We start from the raw sequence: 18916 nt of genomic DNA, 5'->3' as shown, positions 1-18916 counted from the left end.
GATAGAAGTGAAAATCCTTTTTTTGCTGCCATATATGGCAAAAAAAGATTGTAACGGATAGCCTGTTAAAACGCCCAAAATATTAATAATATGAAAGAAGGTTTAGCTGGAAAAATTGCAAAAGTCTTTATTGGATCAAAATTAACCGTATTGCTAATGATCGTTTTTATGGTGGTTGGTGTGTATGCTTCGTTTTTAATTCCGAGAGAAGAAGAGCCGCAAATTGATGTGCCAATGGCAGATATTTTTGTGGGATATCCTGGTGCGAGTCCTACCGAGGTAGAAACGCGCGTGGTAAAACCTTTAGAAAAATTAATCTCGAATATTAAAGGTGTAGAGTATGTGTATTCTACGTCTATGAACGAGAAAGCAATGGTAATTGTGCAGTTTTATGTGGGTGAAGATATTGAGCGTTCTTTTGTAAAGTTATACAATGAAATTAACAAACACATGGATCAAATGCCAGCTGGTGTTACGTTTCCGTTGGTTAAAACACGTGCTATTGATGATGTGCCAATGTTGGGTTTAACGTTGTGGAGTGAAAACTATAGCGATTATCAATTAAGCCAAATGGCGCAAGAGTTAGAATCGGAAATTAAGAAGGTGAATGATGTTTCTATTACGCATAAAATTGGCGGTAGAAACCGTCAGTTACGTGTGGTTTTAGACAAAGATAAATTGGCTGCAAGCGGATTGGATTTCTTATCAGTTTCTGAAATGATAAAAGCCAATAACACACAATTAAGTGCAGGTAGTTTTGATAAAAGTGATACAGAATTTTTAGTAAAAACAGGTAAGTTTTTAGCTTCTGCTGCAGATGTTGAAAATTTAGTGGTTGGCGTACAACAGAATAGACCAATCTACTTAAAACAAATTGCTAATATTGTTGATGGACCAGAAATTCCACAGAATTATGTGTGTTTAGGTTTCGGAAAAGCGAGTGAAAAAGCCAATACCTATAAATCTGAATATCCGGCAGTAACTATTTCTGTTGCTAAAAGAAAAGGAGCCGATGCTATGAAAATTGCTGAGGTTATTTTAACAAAAGTAAATCATTTACGTACAACTTTAATTCCGGATGATGTACACGTAGAAATTACAAGAAATTACGGAGAAACCGCTTCTCATAAAGTTTCTGAACTGTTGTGGCATTTGATTGGTTCTATCTTTGCAGTTACCTTGGTTGTAATGCTAGCAATGGGTTGGCGTGGTGGTTTGGTGGTGTTTTTATCGGTGCCAATTACGTTTGCGTTAACGTTGTTGAGTTATTATATGATGGATTATACGTTAAACAGAATTACGTTGTTTGCGTTGGTTTTTGTAACAGGTATTGTGGTGGATGATTCCATAATTATTGCAGAAAATATGCACCGACATTTTAAGATGAAACGTCTGCCGTTTAAACAAGCTGCTTTATATGCAATTAATGAAGTTGGAAATCCAACCATTTTAGCAACATTTACTGTTATAGCTTCTGTTTTACCAATGGCTTTTGTGTCTGGTTTAATGGGGCCTTATATGGCGCCAATGCCAATTGGAGCATCAATTGCAATGATTTTGTCATTATTTGTAGCCTTAACCATAACACCTTATTTAGGATATATTTTCTTAAGAGAAAAAGATAAAAAAGGTGGTGTAGAGAAAGTAGAAAAACCTTTAGAAGAAACTTTTATATATAGAATTTATAACAAATTTGAAAGACCTTTATTGGAAAATGGAATGAAACGTTGGTTGTTTCTGGGTGGAACATTTGTGGTTTTAATGGCTACAATGGTATTATTTTTCACCAATTCTGTGGCTGTAAAAATGTTGCCTTTTGATAATAAAAACGAGTTTCAGGTAGTAATAGATATGCCAGAAGGAACTACTTTAGAAAGAACAGGAGTTGTTGCTCAAGAAATTTCTCAGTATTTAGCAACAAGACCAGAAGTGGTGAATTATCAGAATTATATTGGTACTTCTGCACCGATTACTTTTAATGGTTTGGTACGTCATTACGATTTACGTGGAGGTTCTAATATGGCAGATATTCAAGTGAATTTGGTTGATAAGGGAGAACGAACAATTCAGAGCCATGGAATTGCAAAATTATTAAGACCAGAAATACAACGAATTGCTGCAAAATACAATGCAAATGTGAAGTTGGTAGAAGTACCACCAGGACCTCCTGTATTATCTACTATTGTTGCTGAGGTTTATGGACCTGATTATAATGAGCAAATTAAGATAGCAAATAGTGTTCAGAATATTTTAAAGAACACAGAAGATGTGGTAGATATCGATTGGATGGTAGAAGATGACCAAACAGAGTATCAATTTGAAATTAATAAAGAAAAGGCAATGTTGTATGGGGTTGTTCCGCAGCAAATTGCGTACACCATGAATATGGCTTTGTCTAACCGTGCAATTACTACTTTGTATGATGAAAATGCGGTGAATCAGGTTGGTTTGGTATTGAGTTTAGATGAAAAAGAAAAGTCTACTATTTCTGATATTTCGCAATTAAAAGTAAAATCTAAACAAGGGAATATGGTTCCTATTGCAGATTTGGTTGAAATTAAAGAGACTATTGCTGCAAAAAGTATTTATAGAAAAAACCAAAAACGTGTGGTTTATGTATTGGCAGATATGGCAGGAGAATTAGAAAGTCCGGCATATGCCATTTTAGGAATGGAAGAAAAATTGAAAGAAATAAAACTTCCTGTAGGGTATAAGTTGGATGAAATGTATTTGGGACAGCCAGATTTTGAAGATAATTACACTGTGAAATGGGATGGAGAATGGCAAATTACTTTAGAGGTTTTTAGAGATTTAGGAATTGCATTTTTGGGAGCTATCATCTTAATTTATATTTTAATTGTTGGATGGTTTCAAAATTTTAAAGCACCAATTGTTATGATGGTGGCAATTCCGTTATCATTAATAGGAATTATTTTAGGACACTGGATTATGGGTGCATTTTTTACAGCAACATCATTTATTGGAATGATTGCACTGGCAGGAATTATGGTTCGGAATTCTGTTTTATTGATAGATTTTATCAACTTAAGAACAGATGAAGGAATTCCTTTAAAACAAGCTTGTATTGAAGCAGGAGCAGTAAGAACAACTCCAATTTTATTAACCGCAGGAACCGTTGTTATTGGAGCATTTGTAATTTTGTTTGACCCTATTTTTCAAGGACTAGCAATATCTTTAATGGGAGGAACGATTGTTTCTACGGTATTAACATTGTTAGTTGTGCCACTTGTTTATTATATGATAGAAAAGAAGAATTATAAATAGTAATTAATTCTCTCGCAGATTGCGCAGATTCTCGCAGAAGAGTTCCATAAAAATCTGCGATTATCCGTGAGATCTACGGGAAGTAAAAAAGAAAAAATTCATGAAATTAGTAATTGTTACAGCTGTAGAAGAATTTCAAAAGGAGGTTTTAAAAATCTTCAAGAAAGCAAATATTGAAAACTTTAGTAGTTCAGATATTGATGGTCATAAAAATGTACCTCAATTATTAAAGGCTTCTAGTTGGTTTTCTTCAGAGAAGAACGGTAATGAATCTATTATGTTTTTCTCTTTTACAGAAGCAGAAAAAAATAGATGGTTTATTTGTGTTTATAGAAGATTTTAATAAAAATATAGAAACAAATAATCCTTTAAAAGCAATTGTTTTACCAATACAAAGGTTTATATAAATTTAAGAAAGATAAAGAATGTTAAATAAATATTTTAGAGTTATAGTAGGAGTAATGGTTTTATTAAGTGTGGTGCTTTCTGTTTATGTAAGTCCTAATTGGATGTGGTTTACCGTATTTATAGGAGTAAATTTAATTCAGTCTGCTTTTACAAAATGGTGTTTGTTAGAAACCATTTTAGTGAAATTAGGCGTTAAAAAATAAGAGTTGATATTAAAATAGAGACTTATTCGATAATTTTTTCTGGTTGTTTTAAAAGATATTTTATTGAATAAGCTCTTGTAAAGTGTGCTCCATAGAAGAGAATCAAACTAGTGTAAGAAACCCATAGCATTACTAATATTATAGAGCCAGCGGCACCATAGGTAGAACCTGGTTCTACTTCGCTAAAGTAAATTGCAAGTAAATATTTACCAACAACAAAAAGAATTGAGGTTAACAAAGCACCAATTCTAACAGCTCTCCATGGTACATTTGCATTTGGTAGAATTTTAAACATCGCTGCAAAAACAAAATAAATAGAAGCTAAGGAGATAAAAATATCCAACGTGAAAATGGAATTTACTAATTCATTAGAAATAATATTTTTTAAATTTTCTCCAAAAGTACTAAGTAGTGATGTTAAAACGAGACTTATTAATAGTAAGAAAACAATAATTAAGATAAAACCAAAACTTTTTAATCTTACAAAAACAGTTTCTAAAACACCATTTTTAAATCTAGGTTTAGCATCCCAAATGGTGTCTAAAATATTTTGTATTTGAAAAAATACACCTGTAGAACCATACAGTAAAGTTGCAATACCAATGATGGTAGTAAATAATGACGTTTTTTTATTTCCATCATTAACCATCATTCCTTTTATTGTTTCTGCCGTTTCGGCACCAATAGCGTTAGATATTTCGTTTAAAATTTGTCCTTCTACTATTTCTTTCCCCCAAATAGAACCAACAAGGTTAAATATAATAATTAGTAGTGCAGGTAAAGAGAGTATTGCGTAATAAGCAATAATTGCAGCTTTATTAAAGGGGTCATCTTTAAACCAGGCTTTTGCACTTGTTAACAATAACTCAGGTAAATGTGTTAGTTTAAATTTTTTTCTTTCTGTATTTTCTTTTTTATCTGTCATACATAGCAAAATTACAGAATAATTATAGATCTATAATTATTTTTTAGATGTGTATTTTGTTACTTTTAAAGTTCTTAGTAAAAGAAAAATATTAAGATTTATACTTTATCCTCTATATCTTCTTTCTCTTGATGGTTCAAACTTTTTACCTGCTCCTCCTAAACTATTAAATTTCCAGGTAAAGGTTAACATTGCGTATTGTTTTAAAACAGTACTAGAAGAATCTTGAATATAATCTTCTGTAGCGACTCTTCTTGCATTTGTATTCTGATTTAAAATATCATATACTTTAATACCAACTGCTCCTTGATCTTTTAAGATTGAATAACGTAAAGTTGTATTCCAAAACCAAGCACTTTTTTGAAATCCGTCTGCAATATTTGGATTATAGTTATAGTTAACATCGTTTCTCCATTCTAACTTTTTTGGTAAAAATGTTGAGGTGCTTATTAAAACATCATGACTTGTAAAGTTTTTATCACTAAAACTATCTATATCGTAAGTGTTTTTGTTAAATGAAACAGAATAAGATGGTCTAATTTCAAACACATCATCCCACATAAAATCAAAACCAATTCTTGGAGAAATAGACGTTGCTTTACTAGAATATTGTACACCATTGTTAAAGTTAATGTTTTTATTAAGATTTCCAAAAACCGTAAATTCTGATTTTAAACTACCAAAATCTTCCCATTTTTTGGTTACACTATAACTTCCACCACCTTGTAGGCTATAAAAACCATCTACGTTGGCATAAGAAGTTTCTCTAATAAGTGTATTTTGATCTACTATAGTGTTTGCTACGACTCTATCATTTGTTATAGTAGCGTTACCAAAAGCCCAAAAACCAGTTCTTTCTTGCCAATTAAAATTGGATACTCCAAAACGAATACTATGTGTTTTAGTAGGATCTAATTCTGGATTACCAGTTACAATATTTAAAGGATTAGATTCATCTCTAAATGGTTGTAATTGAGATAAAGAAGGTGTTCCGTTTCTAAAGTTATATCTAAGACGATAGCTACTGGTTCTGTTTTTTCTAAAACGAAGCCCTAATCCGTATTCTAAGTTATTAAATTCTCTTTCTAAATTGGTTTCTGGCCTTAAAAAATCTGTGTTTTTTAAAGTTCTGTTTACGTAAGCAATATCTGCAGAAGTAGACCATTTTTCATTTCGGAAAGATAATTTTGCACGTGGTTTTTTAACATTGTCTTGATATTCGAAATCGGTACTTAATAAGCTACTGAAATCTGTGTAATCGTTGGTGTTTTGATCCAAGTTAAACGTACTTCTTATTTTTGTTGTTTTTGTGTTTGAATATTCATAACCAACATCAAAAAATAATAGTCTTGATATTATTGGAAAACGATACGTAACCTCACTTCCAATTTCCGTTTTGTCTGTATTTCCATCGGAATATTGGTCTCTAAGTATTTGATTTGGTGTATCACCATAAATATTAGTTTCAGATTTCACTAAATCTTCTGTTTCAGATTTATCAATATTTGCTGTCAATTCTACTCTTAAAAAAGCACCTCTACTGCCAAACATTTTGGTTAAATTTACTTCATTATTAAAATTTTTGCTATTAGAATCTGCAATTGAGTTAGAGTTAGAATCGTTTGTTAGCGCATTGCTGTTATTAAAACTTTCTGAATTACTTGTATATGTGTTTTTGTTAATATCTGCATTAAAATCAGATTCTATGTCAATTCTAAAAGTACTGTCAATTTCAATTTCAAAATCTACACTTGCATCATGGCTGTCACTTTCATTAAAAGAAGTGTTGTAAGAATTTGTAGAAAAGCTTGTTCCGTCGGCTAAGAATGTTTCTCTGTTACTAGTTGTTTTATTGTCGGATTCACTATTTTTATAGAAGTAATCACTAGAAAGTTCAAACATTTTACCAAAAGCGTTTATGTAATTTAAACCATAGTTGTTAGAAGTAACAATACCTTGTCCGCCTCCAAAGCTTCTGTTATTTCCACCAAATTGCAATCTTTGATTTCCAAAACTAAAACCAGGAGAGTTTATATTATTACCACCGGCTAAAAGTCCTATTCGTTCGCTTCCTTTAAAACGAGTTGCCATACCTGCATATTCATATCTTCCGTCTGTACCAATTCCTGCAGCAGTTTTACCAAAATACCCTTTATTATTTTCTTTTTTAATAGTCAGGTTTATCGTTTTATTTTCTCCATCAGAATCTTCACCTGCAAATGCTTGTGCATTGGTTTTTGTATCTGAAATTTGTATTTTTTCAATAATATCTTTGGTAAGGTTTCTGGTTGTAATGGTTGGGTCGTTTCCAAAGAAAGGCTTTCCGTTAACAAGTATTTTATTCACAGATTTTCCGTTTACCGTTATTGCTCCTTCATCATCGACTTCTACTCCAGGTAGTTTTTTTAATAAATCTTCTACATTGGCATCTTTCTTTGTTTTAAAAGACTTTACATTAAATTCTACGGTATCTTTTTTTATGGTGATGGGAGCACTTGATCTAATAACAACAGCATCTAATGCATTAGCTAGTTCTAAATTTAAATTACCAACATGCTGGTTTTTTGTATTAATTATTTTTGTGTACGGTTTATAACCAATATATGAAACTACTAATTTTATTTGGCTATCTGCTGTTTTACCTTCAACATTAAAATAACCTTTAGCGTCTGTTATTGTATAAGAAATAATACTGCTGTCTTTTAAACGTTCTGCATGTACGGTTGCAGATTCTAGCAATTCATTGTCTTCTAGTGATGTTATTGTACCAGTAATTTTAAATTCTTTAGTTTGAGAATAGGTGATACAAGTAAAAATTAAGCAGATGAGTAAAAGAACTTTCTTCATTATTATTGGTTGATTAAATGAGGTGTGGACAAGTGAAACTAAATAAAGAAGCAAAGGTTTAATTAAAGAATTGATAAATACGGGTTTTTAACAAAACTTTAGGGTTTGGGTGGTGTGCTCTTTTTTCTCTTTTTTTAAAAATTGTAAACCTAATTTATAAGGGTAAAACGTTGAAGATGATGTGATAAAAACTTGGTAAGTATGGGAAATTAGTAATTTTATCGTTTTGTTATATTTATTTATTCTAAATAAAGACTATATTTGTCACATAATTATTTAAGATGATTGTTTTTTATACTGAGAGTAAGCCCGTAGTTTCTATGTTAAATACATCCGTATGTGATAGTGTTTGTTCGTCTAGTTGCATAAAACCAAAAAGTAGCTGTTGTAATAAGTATAAAAAAAAGGGCATCAACTGTAAGCGATGCCCTCATATTTTGCTAAAAGCTTCTTAGCTTAATTTTGTTGTTATCCTTTTCTATATAAAGGATCTGTACCAATTGTCCCCATTAAACCTTCTAAATATTCATTAGAAATTACATGTTTGTATTGTCGTTTTAAGTTTTCTAATCGTGTATTAATATCCATTTCTGAAGCAATAGAATTGTTATAAGGGTTTGCAATAAAGTCTTCAGAATATTTTATTTGATTATCATAAAAAGCAATGTCTTTTTGCTGTTTTAATTGTAATCTCTCTTTGTACCAATCGCTGTTAATCACGTACTCCCTTTCAAATAATTTACGTAATTCTGGATCACTAATGTCTTTACCTTCATAATTACCGTATGCCATAATGTGTAATAATACCTTTAATGGTGGAATAGCAGCACTTATGCTTCCATCTTCAAAATAGTTTAAAGCTACTTTTTGCTGTGCTTCAGTAATATTTTTAATTCCATCTACAAAATCTTCTAAACCTTGTAATTCTGGTTTTAGCATTCTTTCGCTAAAAACAGCTGTAGGTTCATCAAAAATTCTATTAAGACATCTGTAAGAAAAAGTTTTTGTAATTCTGTATCCTAATCTACTCGCTAAAATAGTTTCTCCTTCGTATTCAAAATCATTAATTTTTTCTAAAGAACCATTTTTAATTAATTCTTTAGGATCTCTGTCTTTAGGTTCTAATCTTGCCCAAATTTCAGGAATTAATAAACTGACATCATGATCTATTTTATTTTCTGCACCTACATAACCTGCAGCGGTGCTAAATCCGTTAGATTCTGTTAAGATATGAGACAACAACGCATTGTTTAGATCTGTTGTTGGAGTAAGCATGTTAAATGGTGCTTTTGTTAAAGCTCCTTCTGTACCAGCTCCAGTAGTAGATGGAGATTTTCCTGTTAAACTACAGATAAAGTCCATAAATAATTCTGGTGTTTCTTGGTAGTGAATTGGGTTGTACACTGCTAAAGGTCTTATTCCGGCTGCTTTATCAACAGGATTATTTCTTCTACCGGGTAAAACAGCATTAACAACATGATATACAGGTTCGTTTAAGTTTATTTTTCTAACCAAACGAACACCAATATCCGCTAAGTAAGTTTCTTCAGTTTCTACAACATTTTTACAAGGCTCTAAATAACGAGGGTTTTTGGTAGGTTCACCATTTACAATTCTTGTATGAGAAGGCAGTGCAAAAAACTGTTCTTTTTTATCACTTTTAACAATACTTTCAATAAAATCTTTAACCGGTTGTGTGTATTTATCAAAGTTGATAGTGTCTTCGTATAAAGCAATAGCGTCTTCTTTCTTTAATAATTCGTAGTTGGTTAAAAAACGGCCGTTTGTTACTAAATCTAATTCGGCAGCTTTATCGTAACCTCTTACTACCGCTTCATCTGGTCTCTGAAAAAGGTGTGCCTCGCAATTGGTTAATAGCTTTAAACTTTTATTAGTGAATTCTGGGTTTAAGTTTTTTAATTGATTTCTAGGTATGGTAATAGAAGCTGTTATATCGTCTTCTGTTTGTACTTTTTCTGAAGGAGAAAAATCTGAACGTAATTTGTTTAACATCCAATTTCCTTGTTCATTAAAACCAATACGAACATAACTACCAACAACAGGTGTGTTATTGTATAGTAAACTCGTTCCTTTTTTTCCGTTGATAATTTCAACAGACATATACTCTTTCCAATTTAAAGTTCCGTGTGCTTGTCTGTATAACCTTTTTACAAAAAGTACTAAAGAACGAATGTGTACAGGAATTTCTTCTAAAAATTGATTGAACTCATCTGAATTATGTTTCGACGGAATTAATAGTTTAACAGCAGAACTTAACGTTCTTTTTTCACTTAGAAAAGATCTAGAAATTGGTCTGTTTTGATCTTTTACTTTCCATCGATTAGAATAAACATACTCTATAATTTCGTCTGCTTTTTTAAAGTCTTCTTCTATATTATGAATGTTAAAAGTACTATACGTAATAGCATTTTGCATTGGTTTAGATATCTCAGATTTACCACCACCAGAAACTGTACATGGTTTATGGCAAAAAACACCTTCTGCAAATGTTTCTATAATTCTCCATAAATCGATGGATTTATGTTTTTCTAATTTTAATTTACTTCCGGTAGGGTGTATGTAAGTTTTGTAAGGAGACAATGTTAATTTCTGCTCTTTACTTTTATGCATCCAAGTGATGCTGTTGGTATTAGTGTTTATGTATGCAAACTCCGGAATGTAAACAATATTTGGGTATTTTTTATCTACCGCATAGTTTTCTGGTTTTACCTCTATGGTATCTCCTAAAAGTTGTTTTACACCTTCAAAAGTATGCTTAAAGTTATAAAACTCAGATTGCACTTTACCATCTACGGTATCTCCCATAACTCTTCTAGCAAATGCAATGGCACCACCTGCATGTTCTTCCTCTACCAAACCAAATAGGTTGGCAGAATAACTAATTTGAGTTTTTATTTCTTTTTTAGAATAACCGTAATAATTATCTGCAATTAGGGTAACTACAACACCTTTATCATCTCTACAGGTAATTTTAAAAGCACCACCTTCATTATAAAGTTCCTCTTCATTTTCCCAACACATTCCGTCTTTTTTCTGACGTTCTGTAGCATCATTAAAATGAGGTAAGCCAACATCTTTCTTTTTTAATTCTTTTAATTGTGGCGCTAGAACAATACAGCCAGTATGTCCTGTCCAGTGTTCTGTATCTAAAGCAGCATCATTTTGTGCTAAATTATGGTCTCCGGCATTGCCGAAAATAGACTCTACAAAATCTAAATTACTTACTAAGTTTCCTGGTACAAAAAAGCGAACTTCTAATGATTTTTCTGAGATTACTCCTTTTACTTCCGGACAAACCACAGGTCTTAAAAGTGATGAAACCATTACTTTTGCTTGGTTTTCTTGATTAGAAGTAAATGGAAGTGTTTTTAAATTATCCGAAGGATTAAAAGCTGAATGTAATAAATGCGCAAAAGTTTCTTGCGGAACTTCTTTTTTGTCTAATGGTACAGGTAAGCTACCTTCTACAATATGAAAAGTTCCCTTTGTTGTTCTTTTATCGTTTAAAGGGTTGTTTAAAATACCTTGTTTTATTCTGCTAGTAGTAACTAAATTACTTTTAAAAGAATCACCATCTGGAGGTAAACTAAGTTCTCTTGCTTGTCCTTTTTTAGTTAATACCAATGTGTTGTTTGGTATTACAAGAGATTTATTAATAGAGACTTCTTTTAAATAATCATTAATAAATGCTTGTATTCTTGAATCTACAGGAGAAAGATGGTTCGATAATAATCTCGATCTTTGCTTGATGCTTTTAATAAGACTGCTAGTTAATTCCTCAAATTTTGGATCTAAAAATTGAATAGAATTTTCTGGTTTGTCTTTAAAAGTAGGTTGTCCTAATGAAGCTAATTGTAGGTTAATAAACTGAATAATGTCATTTCTAGTTTCTTGCATAATGATATTTTTAAACTCTTATAAAAATACCATAAATTTTTCATTGCTAAGTTACTGATACATTAAGTATTTAACTCTTGTTAAAAATAAATCGTTTTATTGATTTTTGTCTTAATTTCAACATTTGTTAAACGTTTAACTAAATGTTAAAAAACTACTTAAAAGCACTTAAACCTGTTACGTCTAAACCTGTAATTAATAAGTGTATGTCATGAGTACCTTCATAGGTAATTACACTTTCCAGATTCATCATGTGTCGCATTATAGAATATTCTCCAGTAATGCCCATTCCGCCTAACATTTGTCTAGCTTCTCTTGCAATATGAATAGCCATGTCTACGTTATTTCTTTTTGCCATAGAAATCTGAGCGGAAGTTGCTTTTCCTTCATTTTTTAAAGTACCCAATCTCCAGGCTAATAATTGTGCTTTGGTGATTTCAGTAATCATTTCTGCTAATTTTTTTTGTTGTAGTTGAAATTGACCAATCGGTTTGCCAAACTGTTCGCGTTCTTTACAATAACGTAAGGCGGTATCGTAACAATCCATTGCAGCACCAATTGCGCCCCAAGCAATTCCGAATCTTGCAGAATCTAAACAACCTAAAGGTGCTCCTAATCCAGATTTATTAGGCAATAAATTTTCTTTAGGCACTTTTACATTATCAAAAATAAGTTCTCCTGTTGCAGATGCACGCAAAGACCATTTATTATGTGTGGTAGGCGTAGTAAAACCTTCCATTCCGCGTTCTACCAATAAACCATGAATTCTACCTTCTTCATTTTTTGCCCAAACCACTGCAACTTGAGCAAAAGGAGCGTTAGAAATCCACATTTTTGCACCATTTAAAAGATAATGATCTCCCATATCTTTAAACTTGGTTTCCATTCCGCTAGGGTTAGAACCGTGATTTGGTTCTGTTAATCCAAAACAGCCCATCCACTCGCCAGAAGCTAACTTTGGTAAATACTTTTTACGTTGTGCTTCATTTCCATATTTATAAATAGGATACATTACTAATGAAGATTGTACAGAAGCAGTAGAGCGAACTCCAGAGTCTCCACGTTCAATTTCTTGCATAATTAATCCGTAAGAAATTTGATCTAATCCTGCACCACCATATGCTGAAGGAATGTAAGGGCCAAAAGCACCAATTTCTGCCAAACCACTAATAATTTGAGTTGGAAATTCTGCTTTCTGAGCATACTCTTCAATAATAGGAGAAACGTCTCGTTTTACCCATTCTCGAGCTGCAGTTCTTACTAGTTTGTGTTCTTCGGATAATAAATCATCTAGATTATAATAATCTGGCGCTTGAAAAAGATCTTGTTTCATAAGTTTACATCTAAAAATGGATTCGAATTTAATCTTATTTTTTGAACAATATGTGTGTTTTTAAACAAATGTATTGATTATTGTTTAATATTTATGTTTTCATTTATCAGAAATGAAACTTTAATAAAGCAATAAATATGAAAGTTAAAGATACAAAATCTATAAAAAGTAGATGATTTCTATTAAGTTTGTATGCATGAAGCATACCTTAGGAAAAGAAGAGCGTTTAAAAAGTAAAAAGCTCATAGAAAAACTTTATGTAGAGAGAAATTCTGTGAAGGCGTATCCTCTTAGAATGATTTATTTACAAACAGATCATACCTCAGAATTCCCAGCTCAAGTGGGAGTTTCTGTTCCTAAACGTAATTTTAAACTAGCTGTAGACAGAAATAGAATTAAGCGGTTAATGCGAGAATCTTATCGTTTGCAAAAAGAAATTGTCTACAATAATTTAGAGCAACCTTATGTTTTTATGATTTCGTATATTGGGAAAGATAAATGTACTTATGACGAGATATTCTTAAAAATGGAAAAATTACTAACTCGGTTTGTTAGTGAAGTAAAAAATAAAAAAAATGAAGAGGTTTAAGTTTTCAAAAAATACAATTATTGTTCTTTTAGTAGGAACAATCTTTTTATCGTTTGCATTTAAATCGAAATTCTTTGAGGTTGCCAAGCAAATTGAAATTTACAATACATTATTTAAAGAGTTAAATATGTATTATGTAGATGAAATTAATCCTGCAGAATTAACAAATAGCGCTATTAAAAATACGCTTAAAGATTTAGATCCTTATACCAATTTTTACAATGAGCAAGATGTAGAAAATGCAAAAATATTAAGAGAAGGAGAGTATGGCGGTATTGGAGTTTCTGTTTATTATATAAAACAAGGAATTCAGATTAAAGAAATTTTTAAGGGATATTCGGCAGATAAAGCAGGTTTAAAACCTGGAGATATTATTGTTTCTATTGATGGACAATCTGTAAAAGATATGGAAAGTGAGCAACTTTCTATGTTGATAAAAGGAACGCCAAATAGTGCTTTTTCTGCAGAGATAGAAAGACAAGGGAAAAGGATTCAGAAAGAAATAACTAGGGATAAAGTGGTGATAAATCCTGTGCCTTTTTCTGAAATGATTGATGAAGAAACGGGGTATATTGTATTAACACGCTTTAATGAAAAAGCGTCATCCGAAGTAAAAAAAGCATTTAGAAAATTAAAGAAGGCAGGTATGAAGCAACTGGTTTTCGATTTAAGAGGAAATCCAGGAGGTTCTTTGTTAGAATCTATAAATATTGCTAATTTCTTTTTACCAAAAGGAGAGGTAATTGTTTCTACAAAAGCAAAAGTTAAAAAATGGAGCAATACGTATAAAAGCACTAATGATCCTTTAGACTTAGAGATACCGATTGTAGTTTTAGTAAATGGACGTTCTGCTTCGGCATCAGAAATTGTAAGTGGTTCTTTGCAAGATTATGATAGGGCGGTAATTATGGGGCAGCGTTCTTTTGGAAAAGGATTGGTACAGCGTTATAGAAAATTGACATACGGTACCCAATTAAAGTTAACAATTTCTAAGTATTATACGCCAAGTGGTCGATGTATTCAGGAGTTAGATTATGCTAATAGAGATAAAAACGGAAAAGTTCCTAAATTTTCTGATTCAGGAATCAATGAGTTTAAAACGGCAAACGGAAGAAAAGTATATGATGGAGGTGGTGTTTTACCAGATGTAGTTATTAAAACATCAGAAAAAACGGAAGCAACTGAGATGATCTTAAACTCTAAAGTTATTTTTAATTTTTCTGTAAACTATTATTATCAGCATCCATCAATAGAAAGTGCTCTTAATTTTGAATTTAAAGAGGCTGATTTTAATAAGTTTACTAATTATTTAGAGTTAGATACCACATTTGTTACCAGGCAAGAAGCTTTGTTTAAAGAAGCATATAAAGCTATAACAGTAAATAATATTTCTAATGAATATGAGAAAATTAAAGAAAAATTATTTAAAAATAAAGTAGATGAAATCACTAAGAATAAGGATATTCTTAAAATAGTTCTTGAAGAAGAAATTCTAAATAAATACTATTTTGATGAGGGGGTATATAATCATAAATTAAAGAATGATTTGGTTATAAGAGAAGCGGTTAACGTATTAAAAAACCAAGAAAAATATAAGCAAATTTTATCCGCTAAATAATTTTATATTTGAAAATTAAAATTGAAAATGACAAAAATAAATAAAACAGATAGAACTAGAGCTCACGAGTCTACAAATGCAATAGAAAAATTATATATTTCTATGCGTCATTTATTTAGTAGAGGTTTTTACAAGCCAATGGGTATTTCTGGAGAAACTTTACGTAAATCTTTACTTTTATTAAGACCAGAAATTTATGGTTCAATTGCAGAAGAAAGAATTGAGTTAAGCGGTTTAATATATGTAATAGAAAGGCTTCCGAGAGGAATTGAAGAATGCCAATTTATAAACTTAACTGCAGATGAAGGCTATAGTAGTTCTCATTTCGAAAGCATAATTCCGCCTAAAAGAAGAAGGAATTGTTATAGAATAGACAAAGACCAAATGAATATAGAAATTACACGTGGTCGTTCTGAAATTTATGATATTCTAACACACTTAACTTTTTTATTTATAGAATCTCACAAAATTCAAAAAAGAGTAACAATAAACGAAGGAACAGATTTTATTAGAGAATGGAAATATTTAGAAGATATTGTTATTTATAATAAACAAATTACCGACCAAGAAAGAGAGGTTGCTATTGCACATTTAAGTAATATTTTAGGAAGAACTTTTGAGGAAGTAATAGATATTCATAAAGCATTTGCAACATCAGAAAAAAAAGATCGTTTTTTTCACTTAATTTATTGGTTAGGTAAATTAGCAATCAATGAAGTTTTAGAGAATAAGAAGAGAAAAGTTACTTTTAGCTCTGTTTTAATTGAAGAAATCGGACATCACATTTATGGTGATATTTGGGCAAATAATATTAAAAAGGTACTAAAAGAAAATAGTCTGCTTAAAAGACCAATTCATATTATTAGTGCCAACATGCACAGTGTATTAAATTCTATTTATGCCAAAGGTGCGTTGCCAAAAGAAGCCGAAGAGCATGAAGGTTTTGGTCTGTTTCAGTTATTAAGTAATTCTGATAGTAAGCCTTTGCAAAAAGCGGTTAAAGAATATGCATCAGAAAATGGATTGATCTATATTAAAGATACTTCTGGTACAAATATTAACGTTCAAGTAATAGATACAGAAAAAATTAATTTTGAAGATTCTCCGTATGAAAAAGTAAATTCTGTAAATAAGAAGCCTGTTATAATTGTGATGGATTATGCTTTTGGTGAACAAGCTTACGAAACTATGGATGAGCTTTTAAAACCTTATAAAAATACGAAGAAGAAAAATCATTTAGATGTAAAATCTGTTTCTATAATGGGTAAAGCAGGTATTTTAGAAGGTGGTAAAGGAGATATTATGATTCCTACTGCGCATATTTTTGAAGGTACTGCAGATAATTATCCATTTAAAAATGAGTTGTCTAAAGAAGATTTAGAAGGTTTTGGTGTAGAAGTTTTTGATGGTTCTATGATTTCTGTTTTAGGAACTTCATTACAGAATAAAGATTTGTTACAGTTTTTCCATGACTCTACATGGAATGTTATTGGTTTAGAAATGGAAGGTGCTCATTATCAAAAAGCAATACAATCTGCCTCTAAAATTAGAGGAAATATTTCTAAAAACGTAAAAGTAAGATATGCATATTATGCATCGGATAATCCGCTAGAAACAGGAGCAACATTAGCTTCTGGAGGTTTAGGGATGACAGGTGTTACACCAACATATGCGATTACACAAAAAATATTAGAACAAATTTTTTAAGAGTCTAAGACTAAAATATTATATCAAAAAAGAATGTCAACAAATCAAAAAAATAACGAAGAAGAAATAGATTTAGGTTCATTATTTGTACTTATCGGTAAAGGTTTTTCTAAGTTTTTTAATTTTATTGGAAGTATTTTTAAAGGAATTTTTAATTTTTTAATCATAATTTTAATCTTCTTTAAACAACACTTTATTAAGATTGCAATTGCAGCATTGGTAGGAGTTGTAGCAGGGGTTTTTTTGGAGGTGAAAAAGAAAGATCTTTATGGATCTGATTTACTTGTAAAACCGAATTTTGAAAGTACAAGGCAATTATATAATAATATAAATTATTATAATGACCTTGTAAGGCAGAAAAAGACGGCAGAATTAGCAGAGATTTTTAATTTAGACGAACCAACAGCTGCAAGTTTTAAGAAGTTTACAATCACTTCCATTGAAACTGAAAATGATATAATTGATTCTTACAATAAATTTATTTTGGCAGTAGATACAACTACGGTAAAGAGTTATAAATATGAGCAGTTTAAAAAAGCCTTCTCAAATTATGATTATAAAATTCATGAAATTCACGTAGTTTCAGAAAAAAACGACGTTTTTAATAATCTAGGAGATGTTATTATTTCTTCCGTAGTAAAGAATAAATATTTTAACAGATTAAAAGAGTTAAGTAATGAAAACCTAAATAGAACAGATTCTTTATTACGTCAAAATTTAGGTCAGGTAGATTCTTTAAGGAAGGTTTACATGCAGGTAATGGTTGAAGAGGCAAAAAAACAAAGTAACGGAACAAATATAGACTTAGGAGGTGTTAAGAGCACAACAAAAGAGTTAGAACTTTTTGAAACGAATAGAAGAATTAATGCAGAGTTAAGGGATGTTGTTAATGATAGATCTGAAGAATATGAGGTGATTAATGTAATTTCTAATTTTCAGGCGGTAGGATATAAAGTAAGTGGTGTTACGCAAAATTACGCCTTTTTATTAGCTATTTTAGGTGCGGGTCTTATGTTTTTATTTTTAATGATAAAACAACTAAATACATTTCTAAATAACTACAAAAAATAAATAATGCAAACAATTCTTATAACAGGTGGAGCGGGGTTTATAGGCTCTAATTTTATACCTTATTTTTTAAACGAACATAAAAATTACAAAGTAGTAAACTTAGATTTACTTACGTATGCAGGAGACCTTTCTAACTTATCTGAAATAGAAGATAATGAAAGGTATACTTTTGTAAAAGGAGATATTTGTGATAGAGATTTGGTAGAAAATCTTTTTAATCAATATAAATTTACGAGTGTTATTCATTTTGCAGCAGAATCTCATGTAGATAATTCTATTAAAAACCCTGATGCATTTGTAAGAACAAACGTCTTTGGAACTTTTAATTTACTAGATGTAGCTAAAAAATATTGGATGGAAAGTCCGAATGTATTTATAGAAGGTTTTGAAAATTCAAGATTCTTACATGTTTCTACAGATGAGGTATATGGTACTTTAGGAGAAACAGGTTTGTTTACAGAAGAAACTCCTTATGCACCAAATAGCCCTTATAGTGCTTCTAAAGCATCATCAGATTTTATGGTGAGAAGTTACTTTCATACGTTTGGGATGAATGTTGTAACCACCAATTGTTCTAACAATTATGGGCCAAAACAACATGACGAAAAACTGATTCCTACAATTATAAGAAAAGCAATTTCTGAGGAAAATATTCCCATTTATGGTGATGGAAAAAATATAAGAGACTGGTTGTATGTATTAGACCATTGTACTGGAATAGCGCTTGCTTTTAAAGAAGGTAAATTAGGGGAAACCTACAATATTGGTGGTAAAAATGAACGAAATAATTTATATATAGCAAATGCTATTTGTGAAATTTTAGACGAAGAAAAACCAAAAGAAAAATCGTACAAAGAACAAATTAGTTTTGTAGAAGACAGAGCGGGTCATGATTTTAGATATGCAATTGATGCATCAAAAATAGAAAATAAATTAAACTGGAAAGCTCAAGAAAATTTTGAAACTGGTATTAGAAAAACCATAAAGTGGTATTTAGAAAAATATAATTAGA

12 protein-coding genes are annotated in these 18916 nt (G+C 30.9%); 8 read left to right on the top strand and 4 right to left on the bottom strand.

All coding sequences use genetic code 11. From position 1 onward, the window contains the following. Positions 1-90 precede the first annotated feature (90 nt). The 3 genes from H0I27_RS16655 (at position 91) to H0I27_RS16645 (ending at position 3896) form a co-directional block, all read left to right on the top strand. Complete coding sequence (locus tag H0I27_RS16655) at positions 91-3285, top strand: efflux RND transporter permease subunit (RefSeq protein ID WP_218731759.1); 3195 nt, start codon at positions 91-93, stop codon at positions 3283-3285. Positions 3286-3385: 100 nt separating this feature from the next. Next, entirely contained in the window at positions 3386-3628 is a 243-nt protein-coding gene (locus H0I27_RS16650) for a hypothetical protein (protein WP_368407322.1), read from the top strand. A gap of 82 nt (positions 3629-3710) precedes the next feature. Then, a complete protein-coding gene (locus H0I27_RS16645; protein WP_218731758.1) occupies positions 3711-3896 on the top strand; it encodes a DUF2892 domain-containing protein in 186 nt (61 codons plus the stop codon). Between the two features lie 22 nt (positions 3897-3918). Here H0I27_RS16645 and H0I27_RS16640 read toward each other — a convergent pair whose 3' ends face one another. The 4 genes from H0I27_RS16640 to H0I27_RS16625 form a co-directional block, all read right to left on the bottom strand. After that, positions 3919-4821 carry a YihY/virulence factor BrkB family protein gene (locus H0I27_RS16640; RefSeq protein WP_218731757.1) on the bottom strand — a complete coding sequence of 301 codons (903 nt, stop codon included), beginning with the start codon at positions 4819-4821 and terminating at the stop codon, positions 3919-3921. A gap of 105 nt (positions 4822-4926) precedes the next feature. Continuing rightward, a complete protein-coding gene (locus H0I27_RS16635; protein WP_218731756.1) occupies positions 4927-7668 on the bottom strand; it encodes an outer membrane beta-barrel protein in 2742 nt (913 codons plus the stop codon). Between the two features lie 468 nt (positions 7669-8136). Then, positions 8137-11586, bottom strand: coding sequence for a hypothetical protein (locus H0I27_RS16630; protein WP_218731755.1), 3450 nt, complete (start codon positions 11584-11586; stop codon positions 8137-8139). A 154-nt stretch (positions 11587-11740) separates the two neighbouring features. Further along, positions 11741-12919 (bottom strand): acyl-CoA dehydrogenase family protein, encoded by a 1179-nt coding sequence (locus H0I27_RS16625; protein ID WP_218731754.1) that lies wholly within the window; start codon positions 12917-12919, stop codon positions 11741-11743. Between the two features lie 196 nt (positions 12920-13115). On the opposite strand from H0I27_RS16625, the gene rnpA reads away from it, so the two are divergent. Genes rnpA through rfbB form a run of 5 tightly spaced genes read left to right on the top strand, consistent with a single transcriptional unit; the run spans position 13116 to position 18915 of the window. Beyond that, positions 13116-13508 (top strand): ribonuclease P protein component, encoded by a 393-nt coding sequence (gene rnpA / locus H0I27_RS16620; protein ID WP_218731753.1) that lies wholly within the window; start codon positions 13116-13118, stop codon positions 13506-13508. Continuing rightward, positions 13495-15126, top strand: coding sequence for a S41 family peptidase (locus H0I27_RS16615; protein ID WP_218731752.1), 1632 nt, complete (start codon positions 13495-13497; stop codon positions 15124-15126). Before rnpA ends, H0I27_RS16615 begins: the two co-directional genes overlap by 14 nt. A 27-nt stretch (positions 15127-15153) precedes the next feature. Beyond that, on the top strand, positions 15154-16833 hold the full coding sequence (locus tag H0I27_RS16610; protein ID WP_218731751.1) for a hypothetical protein: 1680 nt from the start codon (positions 15154-15156) through the stop codon (positions 16831-16833). A 33-nt stretch (positions 16834-16866) separates the two neighbouring features. After that, on the top strand, positions 16867-17904 hold the full coding sequence (locus tag H0I27_RS16605) for a hypothetical protein (protein WP_218731750.1): 1038 nt from the start codon (positions 16867-16869) through the stop codon (positions 17902-17904). Positions 17905-17907: 3 nt separating this feature from the next. Then, complete coding sequence (gene rfbB, locus H0I27_RS16600) at positions 17908-18915, top strand: dTDP-glucose 4,6-dehydratase (protein ID WP_218731749.1); 1008 nt, start codon at positions 17908-17910, stop codon at positions 18913-18915. The last annotated feature ends 1 nt before the right edge of the window (position 18916 follow it).

The sequence above is a fragment of the Polaribacter sp. HaHaR_3_91 genome, from assembly GCF_019278525.1.
Classification (GTDB): domain Bacteria; phylum Bacteroidota; class Bacteroidia; order Flavobacteriales; family Flavobacteriaceae; genus Polaribacter.
Note: the sequence above shows the minus strand (reverse complement) of the source record. Positions and strands in the feature narration are given on the sequence as shown.

Coding starts and splice junctions, on each gene's coding strand:
- H0I27_RS16625 (WP_218731754.1), bottom strand. CDS start 12,919: ATGAAACAAGATCTTTTTCAAGCGCCAGATTATTATAATCTAGATGAT.
- H0I27_RS16645 (WP_218731758.1), top strand. CDS start 3,711: ATGTTAAATAAATATTTTAGAGTTATAGTAGGAGTAATGGTTTTATTA.
- H0I27_RS16605 (WP_218731750.1), top strand. CDS start 16,867: ATGTCAACAAATCAAAAAAATAACGAAGAAGAAATAGATTTAGGTTCA.
- rfbB (WP_218731749.1), top strand. CDS start 17,908: ATGCAAACAATTCTTATAACAGGTGGAGCGGGGTTTATAGGCTCTAAT.
- H0I27_RS16630 (WP_218731755.1), bottom strand. CDS start 11,586: ATGCAAGAAACTAGAAATGACATTATTCAGTTTATTAACCTACAATTA.
- H0I27_RS16615 (WP_218731752.1), top strand. CDS start 13,495: ATGAAGAGGTTTAAGTTTTCAAAAAATACAATTATTGTTCTTTTAGTA.
- H0I27_RS16640 (WP_218731757.1), bottom strand. CDS start 4,821: ATGACAGATAAAAAAGAAAATACAGAAAGAAAAAAATTTAAACTAACA.
- H0I27_RS16610 (WP_218731751.1), top strand. CDS start 15,154: ATGACAAAAATAAATAAAACAGATAGAACTAGAGCTCACGAGTCTACA.
- H0I27_RS16655 (WP_218731759.1), top strand. CDS start 91: ATGAAAGAAGGTTTAGCTGGAAAAATTGCAAAAGTCTTTATTGGATCA.
- H0I27_RS16635 (WP_218731756.1), bottom strand. CDS start 7,668: ATGAAGAAAGTTCTTTTACTCATCTGCTTAATTTTTACTTGTATCACC.
- rnpA (WP_218731753.1), top strand. CDS start 13,116: ATGAAGCATACCTTAGGAAAAGAAGAGCGTTTAAAAAGTAAAAAGCTC.
- H0I27_RS16650 (WP_368407322.1), top strand. CDS start 3,386: ATGAAATTAGTAATTGTTACAGCTGTAGAAGAATTTCAAAAGGAGGTT.